The sequence below is a fragment of the Bradyrhizobium sp. USDA 3315 genome (genome assembly GCF_054056795.1).
In genome coordinates this window covers 2,434,866-2,453,974 of record NZ_JBSRYP010000001.1, presented here as the reverse complement: position 1 = coordinate 2,453,974, position 19,109 = coordinate 2,434,866, and the positions used below count along the sequence as shown (strand labels likewise).

Annotated in this window: 15 protein-coding genes; 10 read left to right on the top strand and 5 right to left on the bottom strand. The window is 65.9% G+C overall.

The genetic code is table 11. The features are described from left to right. The first annotated feature begins 210 nt into the window (after positions 1 to 210). From ACVIYL_RS11250 to ACVIYL_RS11240, 3 genes are all read left to right on the top strand, one after another. A complete protein-coding gene (locus tag ACVIYL_RS11250) occupies positions 211 to 2,430 on the top strand; it encodes a marine proteobacterial sortase target protein (RefSeq protein ID WP_456781809.1) in 2,220 nt (739 codons plus the stop codon). 225 nt (positions 2,431 to 2,655) lie between these two features. Then, positions 2,656 to 3,246, top strand: coding sequence for a class GN sortase (locus ACVIYL_RS11245; RefSeq protein ID WP_253605127.1), 591 nt, complete (start codon positions 2,656 to 2,658; stop codon positions 3,244 to 3,246). 170 nt (positions 3,247 to 3,416) lie between these two features. Further along, positions 3,417 to 5,639 (top strand): acetate--CoA ligase family protein, encoded by a 2,223-nt coding sequence (locus ACVIYL_RS11240; protein WP_456778553.1) that lies wholly within the window; start codon positions 3,417 to 3,419, stop codon positions 5,637 to 5,639. Between the two features lie 185 nt (positions 5,640 to 5,824). On the opposite strand, the gene ACVIYL_RS11235 is transcribed toward ACVIYL_RS11240, so the two are convergent. After that, positions 5,825 to 6,586 (bottom strand): S1 family peptidase, encoded by a 762-nt coding sequence (locus ACVIYL_RS11235; protein ID WP_456778552.1) that lies wholly within the window; start codon positions 6,584 to 6,586, stop codon positions 5,825 to 5,827. A gap of 134 nt (positions 6,587 to 6,720) precedes the next feature. On the opposite strand from ACVIYL_RS11235, the gene ACVIYL_RS11230 reads away from it, so the two are divergent. The 4 genes from ACVIYL_RS11230 to ACVIYL_RS11215 all read left to right on the top strand — a co-directional run bounded on the left by ACVIYL_RS11230 (position 6,721) and on the right by ACVIYL_RS11215 (position 10,481). Continuing rightward, a complete protein-coding gene (locus ACVIYL_RS11230) occupies positions 6,721 to 7,353 on the top strand; it encodes an HAD-IA family hydrolase (RefSeq protein WP_168857640.1) in 633 nt (210 codons plus the stop codon). A gap of 166 nt (positions 7,354 to 7,519) precedes the next feature. Then, positions 7,520 to 7,837, top strand: coding sequence for a hypothetical protein (locus tag ACVIYL_RS11225; protein ID WP_456778551.1), 318 nt, complete (start codon positions 7,520 to 7,522; stop codon positions 7,835 to 7,837). Positions 7,838 to 8,150: 313 nt separating this feature from the next. Continuing rightward, positions 8,151 to 9,098 carry an AAA family ATPase gene (locus tag ACVIYL_RS11220; protein WP_456778550.1) on the top strand — a complete coding sequence of 316 codons (948 nt, stop codon included), beginning with the start codon at positions 8,151 to 8,153 and terminating at the stop codon, positions 9,096 to 9,098. A 6-nt stretch (positions 9,099 to 9,104) separates the two neighbouring features. Next, positions 9,105 to 10,481, top strand: coding sequence for a vWA domain-containing protein (locus ACVIYL_RS11215; RefSeq protein WP_456778549.1), 1,377 nt, complete (start codon positions 9,105 to 9,107; stop codon positions 10,479 to 10,481). 15 nt (positions 10,482 to 10,496) lie between these two features. On the opposite strand, the gene ACVIYL_RS11210 is transcribed toward ACVIYL_RS11215, so the two are convergent. Next, positions 10,497 to 11,024, bottom strand: coding sequence for a hypothetical protein (locus ACVIYL_RS11210; RefSeq protein WP_456778548.1), 528 nt, complete (start codon positions 11,022 to 11,024; stop codon positions 10,497 to 10,499). A gap of 107 nt (positions 11,025 to 11,131) precedes the next feature. On the opposite strand from ACVIYL_RS11210, the gene ACVIYL_RS11205 reads away from it, so the two are divergent. Together ACVIYL_RS11205 and ACVIYL_RS11200 are read left to right on the top strand one after the other, a co-directional pair. After that, positions 11,132 to 11,410, top strand: coding sequence for a hypothetical protein (locus ACVIYL_RS11205; protein ID WP_225643036.1), 279 nt, complete (start codon positions 11,132 to 11,134; stop codon positions 11,408 to 11,410). 64 nt (positions 11,411 to 11,474) lie between these two features. Next, the gene (locus ACVIYL_RS11200) at positions 11,475 to 12,695 is read left to right on the top strand and encodes a DUF2235 domain-containing protein (RefSeq protein ID WP_456778547.1); all 1,221 of its coding nucleotides are present in this window, start codon (positions 11,475 to 11,477) and stop codon (positions 12,693 to 12,695) included. A 301-nt stretch (positions 12,696 to 12,996) separates the two neighbouring features. On the opposite strand, the gene ACVIYL_RS11195 is transcribed toward ACVIYL_RS11200, so the two are convergent. Genes ACVIYL_RS11195 through ACVIYL_RS11185 form a run of 3 tightly spaced genes read right to left on the bottom strand, consistent with a single transcriptional unit; the run spans position 12,997 to position 17,050 of the window. After that, positions 12,997 to 15,222: a molybdopterin cofactor-binding domain-containing protein gene (locus ACVIYL_RS11195; RefSeq protein WP_456778546.1), complete on the bottom strand. Its 2,226-nt coding sequence runs from the start codon at positions 15,220 to 15,222 to the stop codon at positions 12,997 to 12,999. Further along, positions 15,219 to 15,710 (bottom strand): (2Fe-2S)-binding protein, encoded by a 492-nt coding sequence (locus tag ACVIYL_RS11190; protein WP_076834854.1) that lies wholly within the window; start codon positions 15,708 to 15,710, stop codon positions 15,219 to 15,221. Before ACVIYL_RS11190 ends, ACVIYL_RS11195 begins: the two co-directional genes overlap by 4 nt. After that, positions 15,707 to 17,050 (bottom strand): cytochrome c, encoded by a 1,344-nt coding sequence (locus tag ACVIYL_RS11185; RefSeq protein WP_456778545.1) that lies wholly within the window; start codon positions 17,048 to 17,050, stop codon positions 15,707 to 15,709. Before ACVIYL_RS11185 ends, ACVIYL_RS11190 begins: the two co-directional genes overlap by 4 nt. Before the next feature lie 132 nt (positions 17,051 to 17,182). On the opposite strand from ACVIYL_RS11185, the gene recQ reads away from it, so the two are divergent. Beyond that, positions 17,183 to 19,051 (top strand): DNA helicase RecQ, encoded by a 1,869-nt coding sequence (recQ, locus tag ACVIYL_RS11180; protein ID WP_456778544.1) that lies wholly within the window; start codon positions 17,183 to 17,185, stop codon positions 19,049 to 19,051. Positions 19,052 to 19,109 lie beyond the last annotated feature (58 nt).

Below are 19,109 nucleotides of genomic sequence, written 5' to 3'. Positions count from 1 at the left end.
GACCGGACAATCCATCACCAAACCGCACAAATCCGCCTCCGCCGGCGGCGGGCCGCGCCGGACGGCGGCCAATCATTGCCGATCATTCTGCTCGCGCCAAAACCGCCGTTCTCCATGATCGCGAGGCAGCGAAAGCCTCGCTCGGGAGTGACGAAAATGACGATTTACGATGCATGTGAGAGCAGCCCGCAGATCCGCCTGTCGCGCAGGATGCGCATTGCGCTGTTCTTTCTGGTGGAAGGTGTGGCCGCGCTAGTGATCGGCTTTGCGGCGCTATTCCTGAGTTTCGATCCGGTGTGGTCGGCCGAACTGCCGCAACAGGCGGTGCTGCGGCCATCGGATGCGCGCTCCGGCTCGCTGCTGTTCAAGACCGATGACGGCTATCGGGATGCGCTGAGGCTCGGCATCGACGTGGACCTCACGGTGTCGGGTCCGACGGTCCGCGCCCGCGTCACGCAGATCTTCCGCAACCCGACCAAGGACTGGGTGGAGGCGACCTATGTCTATCCGCTGCCGGCTGGCGGCGCGGTCGACACGCTGAAGATGGTGGTCGGCGACCGCGTCGTGGTCGGCGACATCAAGGAGCGGCAGCAGGCTCGCGCGATCTACGAGCAGGCCAAGCAGAATGGCCAAAAGGCCGCGCTCACCGAACAGGAGCGGCCCAACATCTTCACCAATTCCGTTGCCAATATCGGCCCCGGCGAAACCGTGCTGGTGCAGATCGAATATCAGGAGCCGGTGCAGCAGAACGGCAACGAGTTCTCGCTGCGGGTGCCGATGGTGGTCGGCCCGCGCTACAATCCGCGCCCGGTGGTGCAAAGCGTCGATCTCCGCGCCGACGGCAACGGCTGGGGCGCCACGTCAACCGATCCCGTGCCGGACCGCGACCGCATCTCCCCCGAAGTGCTCGACCCTGCCACGAATGCGCCGGTCAATCCGACCAACATCACGGTGCATCTGAACGCCGGCTTCGCGCTCGGCGAGGTGACGAGCCATTTCCACCAGGTCAGGATCGAGAGCCCCGACAGCACCACGCGGCTCGTCAAGCTCGCCGAAGGCCCGGTGCCGGCCGATCGTGATTTCGAGCTGACCTGGAAGCCGGCCGCCGAGAAGGCGCCGTCGGTCGGGCTGTTCCGCGAGCATGTCGGCAATTCCGACTATCTGCTGGCCTTCGTCACCCCGCCGTCGGTCGAGCAGACGCAACAGAAGCCGTTGCCGCGCGAGGTGATCTTCGTGATCGACAATTCCGGCTCGATGGGCGGCACTTCGATCATCCAGGCCAAAGCGAGCCTGACTTACGCGCTCGGTCGCCTGCAGCCGACCGATCGCTTCAACGTGATCCGGTTCGACGACACCATGGACACGCTGTTCCCGTCGCCGGTCGCGGCAAACAGCACCAATATCGGCAACGCGACGGCGTTCGTCGGCGCGCTGCAGGCCCGCGGCGGCACCGAGATGGTGCCGGCGATGCGCGCAGCGCTGTCCGACACCAACCATGACGACGCCAATTACGTCCGCCAGGTCGTGTTCCTGACTGACGGCGCCATCGGCAACGAGCAGCAATTGTTCGAGACCATCGGCGCGCTGCGCGGCCGCTCGCGCGTCTTCATGGTCGGCATCGGCTCGGCGCCGAACACCTATCTGATGACGCGCGCCGCCGAACTCGGCCGCGGCACCTTCACCCATATCGGCTCGGTCGAGCAGGTCGACGAGCGCATGCGCGGCCTGTTCGCCAAGCTGGAAAATCCCGCGGTGACTAGCCTCTCCGCGAAATTCTCCGAGGCGACGGCCGACCTGACGCCGTCGGCACTGCCTGACGTCTATCGCGACGAGCCGCTGGTGCTGGCCGCCAAGCTCGACAAGCTGGCCGGCTCAGTCGAGATCAAGGGCCGCATCGGCGACCGCTCGTGGAGCGTGACGCTGCCGCTCGCGAATGCCGCTGAGGGCAAGGGCCTGTCGAAACTATGGGCGCGCCGCAAGATCGCCGATGCCGAGGTCGCGCGCACCACGCGGCAGGAGAGCCCCGAGGACGCCGACAAGACCATCCTCGCGCTGGCGCTGGAGCATCAGCTCGTGACGCGGCTGACCAGCCTTGTTGCGGTCGACAAGACGCCGAGCCGCCCGGAAGGCGAGCCACTGAGGTTGAGCGAACTCCCGCTCAACCTGCCCGCCGGCTGGGATTTTGCGAAGGTGTTCGGCGAGCGTCCGAGTCTGCCGGCCGTACCGGGCGAGCGGCGCGCCGACGGTGGCGACGGCAAGGTGCAGCTCGCTGCGCTGAAGCGGTCACCGGTCGCCACACAAGGTCCCGGCACGATCCAGCTGCCGAAGACCGCGACCGATGCGGAGCTGAAGATGATCGCGGGCGTGATCCTGCTCACGGTCAGTCTTCTCCTCCTGGTGTTCAACCGGCGTCAGACGTCGCCCCAATGACGTCGGATGAAAGGAGGAGGTGTCCCCCAGCCTCCTCCTTCAAGAGCGCGCGCGGCCTTCCACCCGTCCCCCAGGGGCCGCGCGCGCAACTCTTCCTCAACCCGCAATGTCATTCCGGGGCGATGCGCAGCATCGAACTATGGTGCGCGCTTGCGCACCTGAGAATCTCGAGATTCCGGGTCTGGTCCTTCGGACCATCCCGGAATGACAGCAACAGGCGCAACAATGCCCCGCTTCATCCCAGCCCTCGGCTTCGCCCTCATCGGCCTGATCCTGTTCGGCCAGGGCGCCTATATCCATGCCAAGGCGCTGCTCGCGCAGGTGCTGCTGGAGCGCGCCTTCGCGCAGAGCATCGCGACCGGCCAGCCGGTGAAGCCGTGGAACTGGGCCGATACCTGGCCGGTGGCGCGGATCGAGGTGAAGCGCCTGCACGCTTCCGCGATTGCGCTTGCCGGCAGCAGCGGCCAGGCGCTGGCGTTCGGCCCCGGCCATGTCGAACAAACTGTCGATGCCGGCGAGCGGGGCGTCGCGGTCTATTCCGCGCACCGCGACACGCATTTTCGCTTTCTGAGGGATGTCACAATCGGCGACGAGATCGACGTCACGCGCAGCGACGGCAAGATGTTTCGCTATCGGGCCGATCGCAGCTCGGTGGTCCGATTCGATCAATCCGGCATCGATCCGATGACTGACCGACATGAACTGGTGCTGTCGACCTGCTGGCCGTTCGACGCGCTGACATCGGGGTCCGAGCGTTACTTGCTGCACGCGACCTTGATCGAAACGGATTCGCGCCCGCGCGAATCGGGTTCCTGATAGGCAATCAATTTTGCGCCTGCCGGGATATTGCGCGCGGTGCCCTGACCTGCGCCAGCATGAGTTGCTACCCCCTTTCCCTCGCCATAAAAACAATGAAAAATCGCGCGCCTCACGGTGATCCGCCGTGGCCAGAGGAAACAAAGACAACAAGGATAAGGGCAGGCTCCATGGAAGCTTTCGCAAGCACCGCGTCTCATATGTCCCACGAATGGGCGCCGCCCGCTGACGCCAGTGATATCGTCAAGAGCATCCACGCGATGCTGCATCCGCGCAACATCGTGCTGGTCGGTGCCACCGACAAGCCCGGCAACTACGCCGAACGGATCTGGAACAATCTGGTCAAATACGGATATGCCGGCGGCCTCTATCCGATCAACGCCAAGCGCGAAGCGATCTGGGGCGTCACCTGCTACAAGGACTTCGCCAGCGTTCCCGAGAAGCCCGACCATGTGCTGGTGCTGGTGCCGGCCCGGTTTGCGGTGCAGGTGATCCGCGATGCGGCCGCGGCCGGCGCGCGCTCGGCGACCATCGTCACCTCCGGCTTCAGCGAGCTGCAGGATGAGGAGAGCCAGCGCCTCGCGGTCGAGCTGAAGCAGGCGATCAAGGAGACCGGGCTCGCCGTCACCGGCCCCAACTGCCTCGGCAATCTCAGCGCCGGCGAGAACCTGTTCACCAATATCGACGACCGCATCGTCACCATGGAGCAGGGCGCGGTGGCGATCGCCGGCCAGTCCGGCGCGATCGTGATGGCGATCCGCCAGGCGCTGGAGGATCGCGGCGTCGGCGTCGGCTACATGGTCACGACCGGCAATGAATCCGGCCTCGAGACCCCGGACCTGATGAGCTACTTCGCCGCCGATCCGAGCATCCGCGTCATCGTGGTCTATCTCGAGGGCGTCAGGAACACGAAGGTATTCCGCGATGCCTGCAAGGCTGCGCGCGCCGCCGGCAAGCCGGTGATCGCGCTCAAGCTCGGCGCATCCGAAGGCGGCCGCGCCGCGGCGATGGCGCATACCGGCGCGCTCGCCGGCTCGATCGAGACCTTCGATGCGATCTCGACCCGCGAAGGCGTGATCCGGGTGCGCGGGCTGGATGAACTGATCGAGACCACCGAGTGCTTCGTGCATGCCGATCCGCCGAAGGGCAATCGCCTCGCGGCGGTATCGCTGTCGGGCGGCAAGCGCGGCCTCCTGATCGACGCGTTCTATTCCGCCGGGCTGAACTTCGCGCCGCTGAGCCCGAACGCCTCGGAGCAGCTGGCAAAAATGCTCGGCCCCGGCAGCATCGTCGGCAATCCGCTCGACGCCGGCTTCGCCGCGGTGGTCGATCCCTCCGTCTACATGAAGTCGATCAAGATCATGATCGACGATCCCGACACCGATATCGTCATCATCGATGCCGAGCTGCCGAAGGCGCCACACGAGCTGCGCGAGCGAAATCTGCGCATCGTCAACGAGATGGCGGGCCAGGCCAACAAGCCGGTGATCTATATCAGCGCGATGTCGATCGGCTTCACCGAATTCACCAAAGGACTGCGCAAGTCGCTGCCCGATATCGCAGTCATGCAGGGCCTTGACCGCGCGGTCGGCGCGATCAAGTCGTTGATCGAATATGCCGGCCTGCGCAAGGAAGTGCCCGATATCGCCTCGAGCTCGACGGCATCTGCGCGCGCGGTGCTGGAGAAGACGCTGAAGGCCGCCAACGGCGCCGCCGCGCTCGACGAGGTTGCCTCGAAGAAGCTGCTCAAGGCCTATGGCATCCCGATCTCAAAGGAAGAGGTCGCGCAGACCGCGGCGGAGGCCGTGAAGATCGCCAAGCAAATCGGCTTCCCGGTGGTCGCCAAGGTGGTCAGCCCCGACATCCTGCACAAATCCGATATCGGCGGCGTGGTGCTGAACCTTGCCAATGCGGCCGAGGTGAAGAAAGCCTTCAACGACATCACCGCGCGGGTGAAGAAGCTGAAGGGCAAGCCGAAGCTCGAGGGCATCCTGATTGCGCAGCAGGTCAAGGCCGACCTCGAGCTCGTGGTCGGCGCCTCGCTCGACGCCGAGATGGGCCCCGTCGTGCTGTTCGGCACCGGCGGCGTCGACATCGAGCTGATGAAGGACGTCGCGCTCGCCGGCGCGCCGCTCGACGCCGCCGAGGCGAAGGAGCTGATCGCCAGGACCAAGGCCGGGGTCAAGATGAAGGGCTATCGCGGCAAGCCCGCGCTGCACGAGCCGTCGGCAGTGAAGGCGCTGGTCGGGCTCTCCAACCTGATGGCGGACGCCAACGGCCGCATTGCCTCGATCGACGTCAACCCGTTCCTGATCAACAGCAAGCTCGGCGTCGCCGTCGACGGCCTGATCGTGCTGAACAACGCCGCCGCGAACAAGGCCGCGGGGCATTAGGCTCGGCGCATGCCCGGCCCCTCACCGTCACCCTGAGGTGGCCGCTCCTTCAGCGGTCCTCGAAGGGCGACGGCCCGGCTGGTGGCCGTACATCCTTCGAGGCTCGCTCAGCGGCGCAATTGCGCCGCAAGGCTCGCGCCTTAGGATGACGGGACAGCGCGCAAACAGCTCGAGAGCGCCGCGCTCTAAAAGCTCGCGCCCCATTGCCGCGCGGTCTGCATCACCCAGTCGCGATAGAGTGTCAGCGGCGTCACGCCGGTGATGCCGCCGCAGCCGGCGGCGCCGTTCGGTCCCGTCGACCAACTCACCACGCCGACGATTGCGGGACCGCCCTGCTTGTCCTCGAACACCGGCGCGCCGGAATCGCCGGTGCAGGCCCCGAGCCCTTCGCGCAAACCCTGCCCGACCGGATCGACAAGCCGGATCTGCAACGTGCCGGGCTTGCCGCTCGCGATCAGGCCGGCGACGCGGGTGGCGCCGCCGCTCTTGCCGTCACCACGCACGGTGACGCCGACGCCCGCGATGGTGAAGCGGCCGCCGACCTGGATCGGAATGTTTGGCATGCTGAGCGCGGCCGGCGCCTTGCCTGCGGCCGGCGCCGCGAGCTGCAGCAGCGCGACATCGGCGGTCGCGACATGATTGGTCATCGCCTGCATCCGAAAGCCGGGATGGATCGCAACCGTCCTGACGTCCTGCAGCTTCGGCTGCCTGTCCGCGCCATATTCGACAATCTTGTAATCGGCACCGGGCTGCACGCAATGCGCCGCGGTCAGCACGACCTTCGGCGCGATCAGCGCGCCGGTGCAGAAATTGCCGCGCGAGCCGACGATGGTGACGACGGAGCGCGCAACGCCATCCGTCGACGGCGCGCCGCCGCCGACGATGGCGAAAGCCGGAGGGCAGACCAGCGACACGAGAACGGCGAGGATCAGGCGGGATGTCTTCATCGGCGAAGCAATAGCCCGCTCCGCGCGGGTCGCCAAGCGCCGAACGAGCACCGAACAAGCGCCGGATCGGGCTGGTCCCGGTCTGCGATCCGTGTTAGCCGCTCCTCAAGCAACGCATCATTGGGCAGGAAGGCATGATCGAGGCAGTGATCTGGGATTTCGGCGGCGTGTTGACCACCTCGCCGTTCGAGGCGTTCGCGCGCTATGAGACCGAGCGCGGCCTGCCGATCGACATCATCCGCCGCACCAACGCCGCCAACCATCTCGAGAACGCCTGGGCCAAGTTCGAGCGCGCCGAGATCGATATCGACGCATTCGACGCGCTGTTCGCCACGGAATCGAAGGCGCTCGGCGCCGAGGTGCGCGGCAAGGACGTGCTGCCGCTGCTCTCCGGCGACCTGCGCCCCGAGATGGTCGAGGCGCTGAAGCGCATCAAGGCGAAATTCAAGACCGGCTGCATCACCAACAACTTGCCGGCGAACGCGATCGGCAGCCGCAGCGGACGCACGCTCTATGTCGCCGAGGTGATGGCGCTGTTCGACCACGTCATCGAGTCCGCGAAGATCGGCCTGCGCAAGCCCGACCCACGGATCTACCAGATGATGGTGGAGACGCTGCAGGTGAACCCGAAGAACTGCGTTTATCTCGACGATCTCGGCGTCAATTTGAAGCCGGCGCGCGAGATGGGCATGACCACGATCAAGGTCGCGAATGCCGCGCAGGCGATCGGCGAGCTTGAAGCCGCGACCGGCCTCACGCTGAGGTGAAGCGGGCTACGCGCCTATTCATGCCGCATTCACGCGGCGGCTTCTAATTGTCGGCCTCCCCCCGGGTCACGGCGCGATCGCATCGTGACCCCTTTTCTGGTCTGAGCATGACGTTCCGGAAAACCGACGTCCACTTCTCCGGATCATCCCTGCGGAGGCACTTCCCATGAAACGTCTTGTCGTCGCCCTCGTCTCGGCTGGCTCGCTGCTGCTCTCGGCTGCAGCGCTCGCGCAGACAACGCCGGCCCCCACAACAGCGCCGGTGGCAGCTCCCGCGCAACAGAGCGCGTCGACGGCGGCGCCCGTGCCCGGCGCGAAGCGCGCGGCCTGCCAGAGCGCGGCGAAGGCGTTGAAGGGCCAGGAGCGGCACGACCAGATGCAGCTCTGCATGGCGCAGGCGCGTCTCGACTGCCTGAAGCAGGCCATCGACCAGAAGATCACGGGCCCTCAGCGCAAGGATTTCGTGAAGAGCTGCGCGGGTTGACGGTAGCCGGGCTACGAGATTCTTCTCCTTCCCCCTGAAAGGGGGAAGGTCGGGATGGGGGTCAGCCGCAGACGCCGGCGTTGATGGAGAGAGTAGATCCCCACCCGCTTTGCTCTGGCGAGCAAAGCGACCTCCCCTTTTCAAGGGGAGGTTCGAACTACACGCTAACGAGCGTAGCCCGTATTGCGCTTGGCGGAAATACCCCGGAACCATGCGCTAACCCCATGCCTTTGCGGGCCAAACGAGCCTTGTGCTTTGTCCGCAACGGGCGCAGAACAGGTCCGAGTTCAAGGCAAATTCGGAGCTGATCCTCGTGGCTGACACCAGGCCCACCGCCTCGATCGAGGCCGTGGAAAGCGGCCTCGCCGCGCAAGGCTATATTGCGAGCCGGCAGATCGCGACCGCGGTCTATCTGTCGCAGCAGATCGAGAAGCCGATCCTGGTCGAGGGCCCTGCCGGCGTCGGCAAGACCGAGCTGGCGAAGGCGATCGCCGCATGGCGCGGCATGAAGATGATCCGCCTGCAATGCTATGAGGGCCTCGACGAGGCCAAGGCGCTGTATGAGTGGAAATATGCCAAGCAGCTGCTCTACACCCAGATCCTGAAGGACAAGCTCGGCGAGGTGCTCGGCGGCGCACAGTCGCTGGCGGCTGCGCTCGACCAGCTCCACACCTTCGGCGACGTGTTCTTCTCCAAGGAATTCGTCGAGCCACGGCCGCTGTTGCAGGCGCTGGAGCAGCCGGCCGGCTGCGTGCTCCTGATCGACGAGATCGACAAGTCGGATGCCGAATTCGAATCGCTGCTGCTGGAAATCCTCTCGGACTTTCAGGTCACGATCCCCGAGTTCGGCACCGTCTCCGCGGTGGCGCCGCCGACCGTGATCCTGACCTCGAACAGCGAGCGCGATCTTGGCGATGCCTTGAAGCGGCGTTGTCTGCATCTGCACATCGGCTTCCCCGAGCAGAAGCTGGAGGAGCGCATCGTCGAGAGCCGGGTGCCCGGCATCTCGCAGACGCTGCGCAAGCAGATGGTCGGTTTCATCCACGAGATCCGCTCGCTCGACCTGAAGAAGCTGCCATCGGTCAGCGAGGCGATCGACTGGGCGCGCGTGCTGGTGCTGCTGCAGGCGAGCGAGCTCGACCACGAGATCGTCAGGGACACGCTCAACGTGCTCCTGAAATACGAGGCCGATATCGAGGCCGCGACGCCGCAGATTTCGTCCTTTATCGCCAAGGCGTCGCGCCAGGGCGTGTTCAGCTAAACCAAGATGCGCGAGAACCTGCATCGCTTCTTTCGTGCGGCGCGGGGAGCCGGGGTCCGGGTCTCGCCCGCCGAAAGCATCGATGCGATGCGGGCGGTCGCCCAGGTCGGCTTTGCCGATCGCGACATCCTGCGCGACACCTTCCTGCTGACGCTGGCCAAGACCCAGGACGAGAAGCGCGCGCTCGGCGAATGCTTCGACCTGTTCTTCAGCCAGCCCGAGCCGCAGCAGGAGAACGCCGAGCAGAGCAAGACCGACGACGCCAGCCAATCCGGCGCCAACCCGTCGGCCGACGAGCATGGCGATGCGTCGGGCGGCGCCGCCAGCGAGAATGTCGGGCCGCTGGCGCAGATGCTGCTGTCGCAGGATCGCTCCGCGATATCGAGCGCGATCGCCAACGCCTCCGGCGCCGCCTCGCTGCCGGATATCCGCTACTTCACCCAGCGCGGCATCTTCCAGACCCGCATCCTCGACGCGATGGGGATCCAGCGCCTGCGCGACGACATCGACGGCCTGACCACGCGCAATCCCGCGCTCGCCGAACGGCTGCAGGAGGCGCTCAACGGCCTGCGCGGCACCGTTCGCGACGCGGTCTCGCAGGCCCTGCTGCTCTACGGGCGCGAGGAAGCGGAGAATCTGCGCAACGAGATCCTGCGCAACGCGCCGCTGGCGCGGATCGAGCCGCGGCAGGTCGAGCAGATGCGCGCGCTGATCCGCCAGATCGCGCGCCGGTTGCGCGAGCGCTACTCCAAGCCGCGCAAGCGCCAGCGCCGCGGTCATCTCGACGTCCGCCGCACGCTGCGCCGCAACGCGGCTTGGGGCGGCGTCCCCTTCCTCACCGCCTGGAAGCGCAAGCATCGCGACCGGCCGAAGATCGTCGCGCTGTGCGACGTTTCCGGCTCGGTCGCCCGCGTCTCGGACTTCTTCCTGCTCCTGATCCACAGCCTGCACGAGGTGGTCGACGACGTCCGCTCATTCGCCTTCTCGGGCCACCTGATCGAGGTCAGCGACATCCTGGAATCGAAATCGCCGGAAGAGGCGATGAAGGAGATCATGTCCAAGGTCGGCTTCGGCTCGTCCGACTACGGCAATTCCTTCGCCGATTTCGAGGACAATTGGATGAGCGCGATCACGCCGCAGACCACGGTGATCGTGCTCGGCGACGCCCGCAGCAACAATCTCGATCCGCGCGCCGACATCCTGCGCCGGATCGGCGAGCGCTCCAAGCGGCTGGTCTGGCTCAATCCCGAGAGCCGCATGGTCTGGGGTTTTGGCGATTCCGAGATGCCGCGCTACGCGACCTTCTGCAGCGTGTTGCGGCAGTGCGCGACCGCGCAGCAGCTCGAGCGTGCCGTGTCGGATATCGTCGCGACCTATCAATAGGCCGCCAGCCGCGCTTTAGATGGCAAGCGACTCGCCGTGGAACAGCCACCCGACGAACGCAGCCAATGTCAGCGCGATCGAGGCGAAGATGCCGACCAGCTTGATCGTCGTGATCGCCTTCAGGATCGAGACCGATCGCGCCGCCGCATGCGGGTCGCCGTGCAGCAGCAGCCATACCAGGAGACAATCCTCGATCAGGTCGCTGAGCAGGTACACCGCCGGCACGACCAGGCCGAGCCACGCAGCGGACGGGTAGATCCGGCTGAGCCAGTGCGATGACGCCGCGCCCATCGCGCCCGCCAGCGCCAGCATGACGATCAGGTCGAGCGGAAACAGGATCGGAAAGACATATTTCATCCGCAGATCGGACTGCACCAGCTCGCCAAGCTGGTCGCCGGTGTAGCTCAACGTCTTCTCCGGAAAGCGGGTGCGGAACCTGCTTGCGAAGACGCGATCGGAATAGCTGCCGACCCACCAGAACAGTCCGAACGCCGCCACCACAAGTCCTAGGAGAATGGCCGTCACGAGAGCTTGAGGGCTCATGCCGACCCGTTCCTGTTGTCGCTGAGGAAGCTGCTGCAGGCAGCAGGAAAGATGATCGCGTGCACCGCGGAGTCCCTGAAAGGGAGAAAATGCCGACGCATATAGCAATGATCGACGAGCAGATTTCCATCTTTTCCGAAGTGTTGCAATTGAATTCTGGGAGCGCCGTTGGCGGCCGACTCAACGCATCGCAAACGGAATTGGATCTCTCGTGGCCGGGCATCCGCGAGCTGAAGCGACGCCGTCCTTGGCGCAGCTTTGCCGGCCGTGGCGAGATTCAATTCGAGAGCCAACGGCAGGCAGCGTCGACGCGCATCGCGCTTCGGCTACCCGGCACCACCGGCGGTCACGCCGCCGCCACAGAACCGTCTTCAATTGGAGATTGAATTTTCACCACGTTCTGCCGTACATAGAGGCCACGAATTTTCACGGCGGCCGCGAGGGCAACGGATGCCGAAAGATATTGTGATTTGTTGCGACGGCACCGGCAACGAGATCGGTGACAATATTTCCAACGTGCTGAAGCTGTTCCGCGTCGCCGACAAGAATGACCGGCAGCGGATCTATTATCATCCCGGCCTCGGCACCATCGGCCTGCAAAACGCCTGGGGCCGCTTCAAGCAGCAGATGCGCGGCCTGTTCGGGCTGGCCTTCGGCGCCGGTCTCGACCAGGACACGCTCGGCGCCTACCTGTTCCTGTGCCGAACGTGGGAGCCAGGTGACCGGGTCTGGATGTTCGGCTTCAGCCGCGGTGCCTACACGGTGCGCGTGCTCGCGGCCTTCGTCCATGTGATGGGCCTGCTGCCCGTCGACCAGCTCGACCTCGCGAGCTACGCCTTCGGCACCTACAAGAAGGCCAGCTCCGACGCCCAGAAATCCGACGGCACGTTCGACTATGCTCCATTGAAGGAAGCCTGGCATTTCAGCCAGATTGCCGGCGGCCGCAACATCGCCATCGAGTTCGTCGGGGTCTGGGACACCGTGGCCTCGATCATCGTGCCGCGACAGGACAATTTCCTGTTCGACCTCCAGACGCTGCTGTTCACCCGCACCAATTCCAGCGTCAAACGGTTCCGCCAGGCGATCTCGATCGACGAGCGCAGGCGCATGTTCCGGCTCAATCGCTGGATCGAGCCGCAGAAATTTCGCTCGGATCCATTTGATCCGGCAACGGAGGTGGAGCAGGACATCCGCCAGGTCTGGTTTGCCGGCGTGCACTCCGACGTCGGCGGCGGCTATCCGGAAGACCAGAGCGGGCCGTCGAAGTTTCCGCTGATCTGGATGCTCGAGCAGGCCAAGGCAGCCGGGCTGCACATGGATCAGGCGCTGATCGATCATCTCGCTTGGGGCATGCCGTTGCCGCCGCACAAGCACGAATATGTGCCGCCGAGCGCGACCGCTCCGCTGCACAATTCGCTGACCGCCGCCTGGGAAATCCTGGAATGGATTCCGAAGAGCGACAAATGGAAGGAATGGCCGGAACGGAAATCCTTCCTCGGCTTCTATCTGCCGCGCGGCGAGCCGCGGCCGATTGCGGACGGCGCGACCATCCATGCCTCGGTGTTGGAGCGCATGGAGAAGGATCCGGCCTACAAGCCGATCAATATGCCGAAGACCTACAAGGTCGAGCCGATGACGCCGCCCCCGGCGCCACCCGCGCCGACGGCTTGACGGCCAGAGTTGAATTTATTTGAGGCCGGGCAACGGCCTCTGCTTCACCTCGCCCCGCATGCGGGAGAGGCATAGGCCGCCTTTGGCGGCCGTTCTCAAGAACGCCGAAGCGGAGCTTCGGCTATGACGCATCGCTAGATGCGTTCCGGGTGAGGGGAGTCTCCGCAAACGCAACTATCACGGTATGCGCGGAGAAGGCCCCTCACCCCACCCTCTAAGAGCGAGCTTCGCTCGTCTCGACCCCGTAAGCACGGGGAGAGGGAGCGTAGCGCCGTCGCATTCGACCTAATCTCGCCACGCGCTACGTATCGATCGCGTCCTTGATCCGCTTGCGGCTGAGCGGCAGCTCGCGCAGCCGCTTGCCGGTTGCGTGCGCGATGGCATTGGCAAGCGATGCGGCGGCCGGGCCCTGCCCGGTCTCGCCGCTGCCGAGGAACGGCTGGCCGGGACGGTTGATGATATGGACGGCGATGCTGTCGGGCACCGCATTGAAGCGCAGGATCGGGTAGGTCTGCCAGTCGATGCTGGTGATCCTTGTCTCGTCGAAGGTGACGCTTTCATAGAGAGTCCAGCTCGTCGACTGCACGATCGCGCCCTCGATCTGGTTGGTGATGCCGTCCGGATTGACGACCTGGCCGGCGTCGACGGCGGCGACCGCGCGCACCAGCCGGGCCCGCCCGGTTTCGCGATCGACCTCGACCTCGGATGCAATGGCGCAATAGGCGGCGAGATTCTTGTAGCGCGCGAAAGCGAAGCCGTAGCCGCGATTTCGCGGCGGCTGCTGTCCGCGCGTCCAGCCGAATTCCTCCGCGGCCTTCTCGACCACCGCGCGGCCGCGCTGATCGTCGAGATGCCTGAGCCGAAACTCGACCGGATCGGCGCCGGCGAGAGCGGCCAGTTCATCCATGAAGCTCTCGGTCGAGAACACGTTGTGATAGGCGCCGAGCGCGCGCATCGCGGAGATCCGCAGCGGCATCGCGGGGATGAAATGATGCATCACATGCGCGTTCGGAAAATTGTAGATCGGGATCGCGTTGCGATCGCCGCCACCCTCCGGCAGCGGCAACGGCTTTGGTGCCGGCACCGCGAATGATCGCGCCATGTGCTGGGCCGCAAGCAGCGCGCCGGCGCCGCCCGGCCGCATCGAATGGGTATTGCTCCACACCGCGAAATTCCAGTCGGCAATCTTGCCGTCGGCCGTGAGCGACGCGCTCAATTTCGTCACCATCGCCGGACCATACGGCTCCCAGCCGTGCTCCTGCTCGCGCATCCACTGCACCCGAATCGGGCGCCCTGGTAGCGCCCGGGCGATCAGCGCGGCGTCGGCCGCGGCATCGTCGGCGCCATTGCGGCCGTAGCAGCCGGAGCCTTCGACATGGATCAGGCGGACGCTGGTGGGCGTCATACCGAGCATCTCGGCGATCGCCTGCCGGTCGGGATAGACGCCCTGCGTGTGCGTCCACACCGTCATCGCGCCATCGACGAATTGCGCGACCGCGCAGGACGGCCCGATCGAGCCGTGCGACTGGTAAGGTCGCGTGTAGGTCGCTTCGAGCGACCGCGCGCCGCTCACCGTGGGATCATTCCGTTGGAAGATTGCAAAGTCCTGCGACGGCAGCGCAGTCAGCACATTTACCAGATCGTGCTGATTCGGCAGCTTCGCATTCTCCCGCCACTTCGCCGCGGCGGCCAGCGCCTGCATGGCCTTGACCGCCGAAAATTCCTTGTCCGCCACCACGGCCAGGAAGTTGCCGTCGCGCACGATTTGAATCACGCCGGGCATTTTCTCGATCGCGGCCGTGTCGCATTCCACGAGCTGCGCGCCGTAGCTCGGCGGGCGCACCACGCGCGCATGCACCATGCCGGGAAGCCGCATGTCCTGCACATAGGCGGCGCCGCCCGTGACCTTGGCCGGAATATCGACTCGCGGTACCGGCTGGCCCATCACCTTGCAGCTCGCCGGATCCTTCAGGCTCGATGTCGGTTGCGCCTGGACGTGCAACATGTCCGCGGCGACAAGCTCGCCATAGCCCAGACGCCGGCCATCGGGAGCAACGACGGCCGCATTCTCGGTTCGCAAGCCGTCGGGCGGCAAGCCGAAACGCTTTGCCGCCTCGGCCACCAGCAACATGCGCGCCTGCGCCGCGGCATGCAGGATCGCCGTGCCGCTGTCCTGCATCGAATGACTGCCCGATGTGTAACCCTCATTCGCCGTGAGCTTGGTGTCGGCGGTGATCACCTTCAGCGCATCGAAGGGAATATCGAGCTGCTCGGCCGCAATCTGCTGGAACGCGGTGCGGAATCCCTGGCCGAGTTCGGCCTTGCCCGTGAAGGCCGTGACCTGGCCATTGGCATCGATACGGATCCAGGAATCCAGATTGGGCGTTTTGGCCAGGCTGCCCGGCAACGCCGGGCCCTGCGCAGCCTTCTGCTCCTGCGCCACCGCATGGCGCAGCGAGAAGCTGACGATCAGCGCGCCGCCGCCGGCCAGCACACTGCGGCGATCGAGAACCACCGGTACGGTCATCGGACGCTCCTGTCGCTTGCGGCGTCGGCCGTATCCATCAACCTGGCGGCGCGGTGCACCGCGCGCAGGATGCGCATATGGGTGCCGCAGCGGCAGAGATTGGGCTCCAGCTCGGCGCGGATCTGCGCATCCGATGGCTTCGGGTTGCGCATCAGCAGCGCCTGCGCGCGCATCATCATCCCGGCGATGCAGTAGCCACACTGCGCCGCCTGCTCCTCCATGAAGGCGCGCTGGATCGGCGCCGGCGCGGCCACGGTGCCGAGCCCTTCGAGCGTCGTCACCTGCTTGCCCTCGACCAGGACCAGCGGCGTGACGCAGGACAGCACCGCCTTGCCGTCGACGATCACCGTGCAGGAGCCACATTGCCCGAGCCCGCAGCCGAACTTGGCGGCATTGAGCGCCAGATCATTGCGCAACACATAGAGCAGCGGCGTATCCGGCTCCGCATCGACCTGATGATCCCTGCCATTGACCTTCAATGTCATCATGGCTTGCCTCGCTGTCTGGATTCCGCCGGCGTGTCGCGCGCCGCAAGCGACGTCGCCTGCACCGCCCGCGCATCGCGCACCGCCTTGTCGAGATTGGCCCACGCCGGCCGCTTGCCGAACCGCTCGCGCAGATAGGCCGTGAGCGCGACCATCTGCGCATCATCGATGCTGCTGGCGAAGCCCGGCATGATCGGGCTGCGCTCGCCTTCGACGGCGCCAACGCCCGACAGCACGATATTGAGGAGGTTACGCGGGTCGGGGCTTGCGATCGCCGTGCTGAGCGCGAGATTCACGCCGCCATAGGGCAGCGCGCGGTTGCCCTCATGGCAGGAGGCACACGCCGCGGCATAGATCGCTGCGCCGGCCGCATGGGTCTGTGCCGCATCATCGGAAGACGATTGTGCGACGACGTCGGCCGGCCGTTTGCGATCCGGCGCCGGCGCGCCCGAGATATCGGCCATGTACACGGAGATGGCCCGCACGTCGCTGTCGGGCACCGTCGCCAGATTGCCGACCACTTCGGCCATCGGCCCGCGCGCGGTGCCATGATCGGCCTGCCAGCCGTGGCGCAAATAGGCGTAGAGCGCGTCGGCGGTCCAGCGCACCGGGGCGTGCGAGGTGTCGTTCAGCGCGTAGGCGTGCCAATTGTCGACCTCGCCGCCCGCGAACTGCGCATTGACACGCTCGGCGCCGAGCGCGTTGCGCGGCGTGTGGCAGGCGCCGCAATGCGCGAGCCCCTCCACCAGATAGGCGCCGCGGTTCCATTCCGCGCCCTTCGCCGAGTCCTGAGGGGCATCGCCGCTGCGCAGATACAGCAGCTTCCACCCTGCAATCAGCGGTCGATAGTTCAACGGAAACGAAAGCTGATTCGCCGGCGGCGACGCGTGGACCGGCTGTCGCGTCATCAGGAACGCATAGAGTGCCCGGTCGTCCGCATCCGAGACGTTGGTGAAATGGTCATAGGGAAAGGTCGGGTAGAGATGCTGGCCATCGCGCGCCACGCCCGAGCGCATCGCGCGGACGAACGCCTCTTCCGGCCAGCGCCCGATGCCGGTTTCGGCATCCGGCGTGATGTTGGATGAGAAGACGATGCCGAACGGCGTTGGAACCGGGAGCCCGCCGGCATAAGTCGCGCCGCCCTGCACGGTGTGGCAGGTGTTGCAATTGCCGATCGCGGCGAGTTCGCGGCCGCGTTTGACCACATCAGGGTCGAAGGTATCGGCCCGCGGCGGCGCAATCGCGGCAATCTGCGGCCGCCAGGCGACGGCAAAGGCTGCCGCCGCGCCCGCGACCAGCACGATCGCGGCAATGCCTGTGATGATCCGCAGCTGACCAGTCATGCTGAATTGAGTTTGTTGTTGGGACGTGTATTAACACCTTTCATTCCGGTATCGTTCGGCCAGAAGACCTCGATCACCGCCTGTTGACCTCAAGGAATCCTGGAAAATCCCAAAGGGATCGCGCAAGGGATCATGACCGCCCAGCCCGCCCTCGATCGCGCCTCCGCCCCGTCTCGCGATGCGCTGTCCGTGCTCAGTTCCGTGTTCGGCCTGTCGGGCTTCCGCGGCGCGCAGGAAAACATCATCCGTCACGTCACCGATGGCGGCAATTGCCTGGTGCTGATGCCGACCGGCGGCGGCAAGTCGCTGTGCTACCAATTGCCGTCGCTGCTGCGCGACGGCTGCGGCATCGTGGTATCACCTTTGATTGCGCTGATGCGCGACCAGGTCGCGGGCCTCACTGAAGCCGGCGTCAACGCCGCGGTGCTGAACTCGACGCTGTCCTATGAGGAAGCCTCCGAGGTCGAGCGGCGGCTGCTCGCCGGCGATCTCGACCTGCTCTATGTGGCGCCGGAGCGGCTGCTCACGCCGCGCTGCCTCAGTCTGCTCGGCCAGGCGCAGATCGCACTGTTTGCGATCGACGAGGCGCATTGCGTCTCGCAATGGGGCCATGACTTCCGCCCGGAATATATCGGCCTGTCCGCACTCGCCGAGCGCTTCCCCAAGGTGCCGCGCATCGCGCTGACCGCGACCGCGGACGCGCTGACCCGGAGAGAGATCGCCGAGCGGCTGCAGCTTACCGACGCACCGCAATTCGTCGCGAGCTTCGACCGGCCCAATATCCGCTACGAGATCGTCGACAAGCAGAATGCGACCACGCAGCTGAAGAATTTCATCAAGGAGCGGCATGCCGGCGACGCCGGCGTGGTCTATTGCCTGTCTCGCGCCAAGGTCGAGGACGTCGCGGCGGCGCTCAGCGAGGCCGGCATTCCGGCGTTGCCCTATCATGCCGGGCTCGATGCCGGCGTGCGCGCCCGGCACCAGGACCGCTTCCTCAACGAGGACGGGCTCGTGATCGTCGCCACGATCGCCTTCGGCATGGGGATCGACAAGCCCGATGTGCGCTTCGTCGCGCATCTCGATCTGCCGAAGAGCATCGAAGCCTACTACCAGGAGACCGGGCGTGCCGGCCGCGACGGCAAGCCGTCGGCGGCATGGATGGCCTACGGCCTGTCCGACATCGTGCAGCAGCGCCGCATGATCGATGAATCGACCGGCTCCGACGCCTTCAAGCGCGTCTCGGTCGGCAAGCTCGACGCGCTGGTCGCGCTGGCTGAAACGGTGCATTGCCGCCGGCAGCGCTTGCTCGGCTATTTCGGCGAGACCCGCGCGGAGGATAGCTGCGGCAATTGCGACAACTGCCTGACGCCGCCGCGCGTCCGCGACGGCAAGGTGCTCGCACAAAAGCTGCTGTCCTGCGTCTACCGCACCGGCCAACGTTTCGGCGCCATGCACCTGATCGACGTGCTGGTGGGGCGGCTGACCGAACGGGTCAAGCAGTTCAACCACGACCAGCTGTCGGTGTTCGGCATAGGACGCGAGCTCAACGAGAAGCAATGGCGCGCGGTGCTGCGCCAGCTAGTGGCGATGGGCCATCTGCGTGCCGACAGCGACGCCTTCGGCGCGCTTGTTCTGACCGACAGCGCCCGCGGCGTGCTGAAGGGCGAGACCGCGGTGATGCTGCGCGAGCAGCCGGAAGGCGCGCGCAACCGCGCGGTCCGCGGCAAGTCGCGCCGCGGCGAGCTCGTGCCCGCGGCCGACAGCCCGGGTGGCGTCGCAAATCCCGCCCTGCACGCGGCGTTGCGCGCCTGGCGCTCGGACGTCGCGCGCCAGCGCGGCGTCCCGGCCTATGTCGTGCTGCACGATTCCACCATCGACGGCATCGCCGCGATGCGGCCGGACACGCTCAGCGAGCTGCGCAACATCGCAGGGATCGGCGACAAGAAGCTCGAGCATTACGGTGACGAACTGATCCGCATCGTGAAGACGACAGGAGCGTGACCGGTCCTCTCTACGCCGAAGCGACGACAGTCGCTTTGGCCGGCGCTGAGACCGAGGG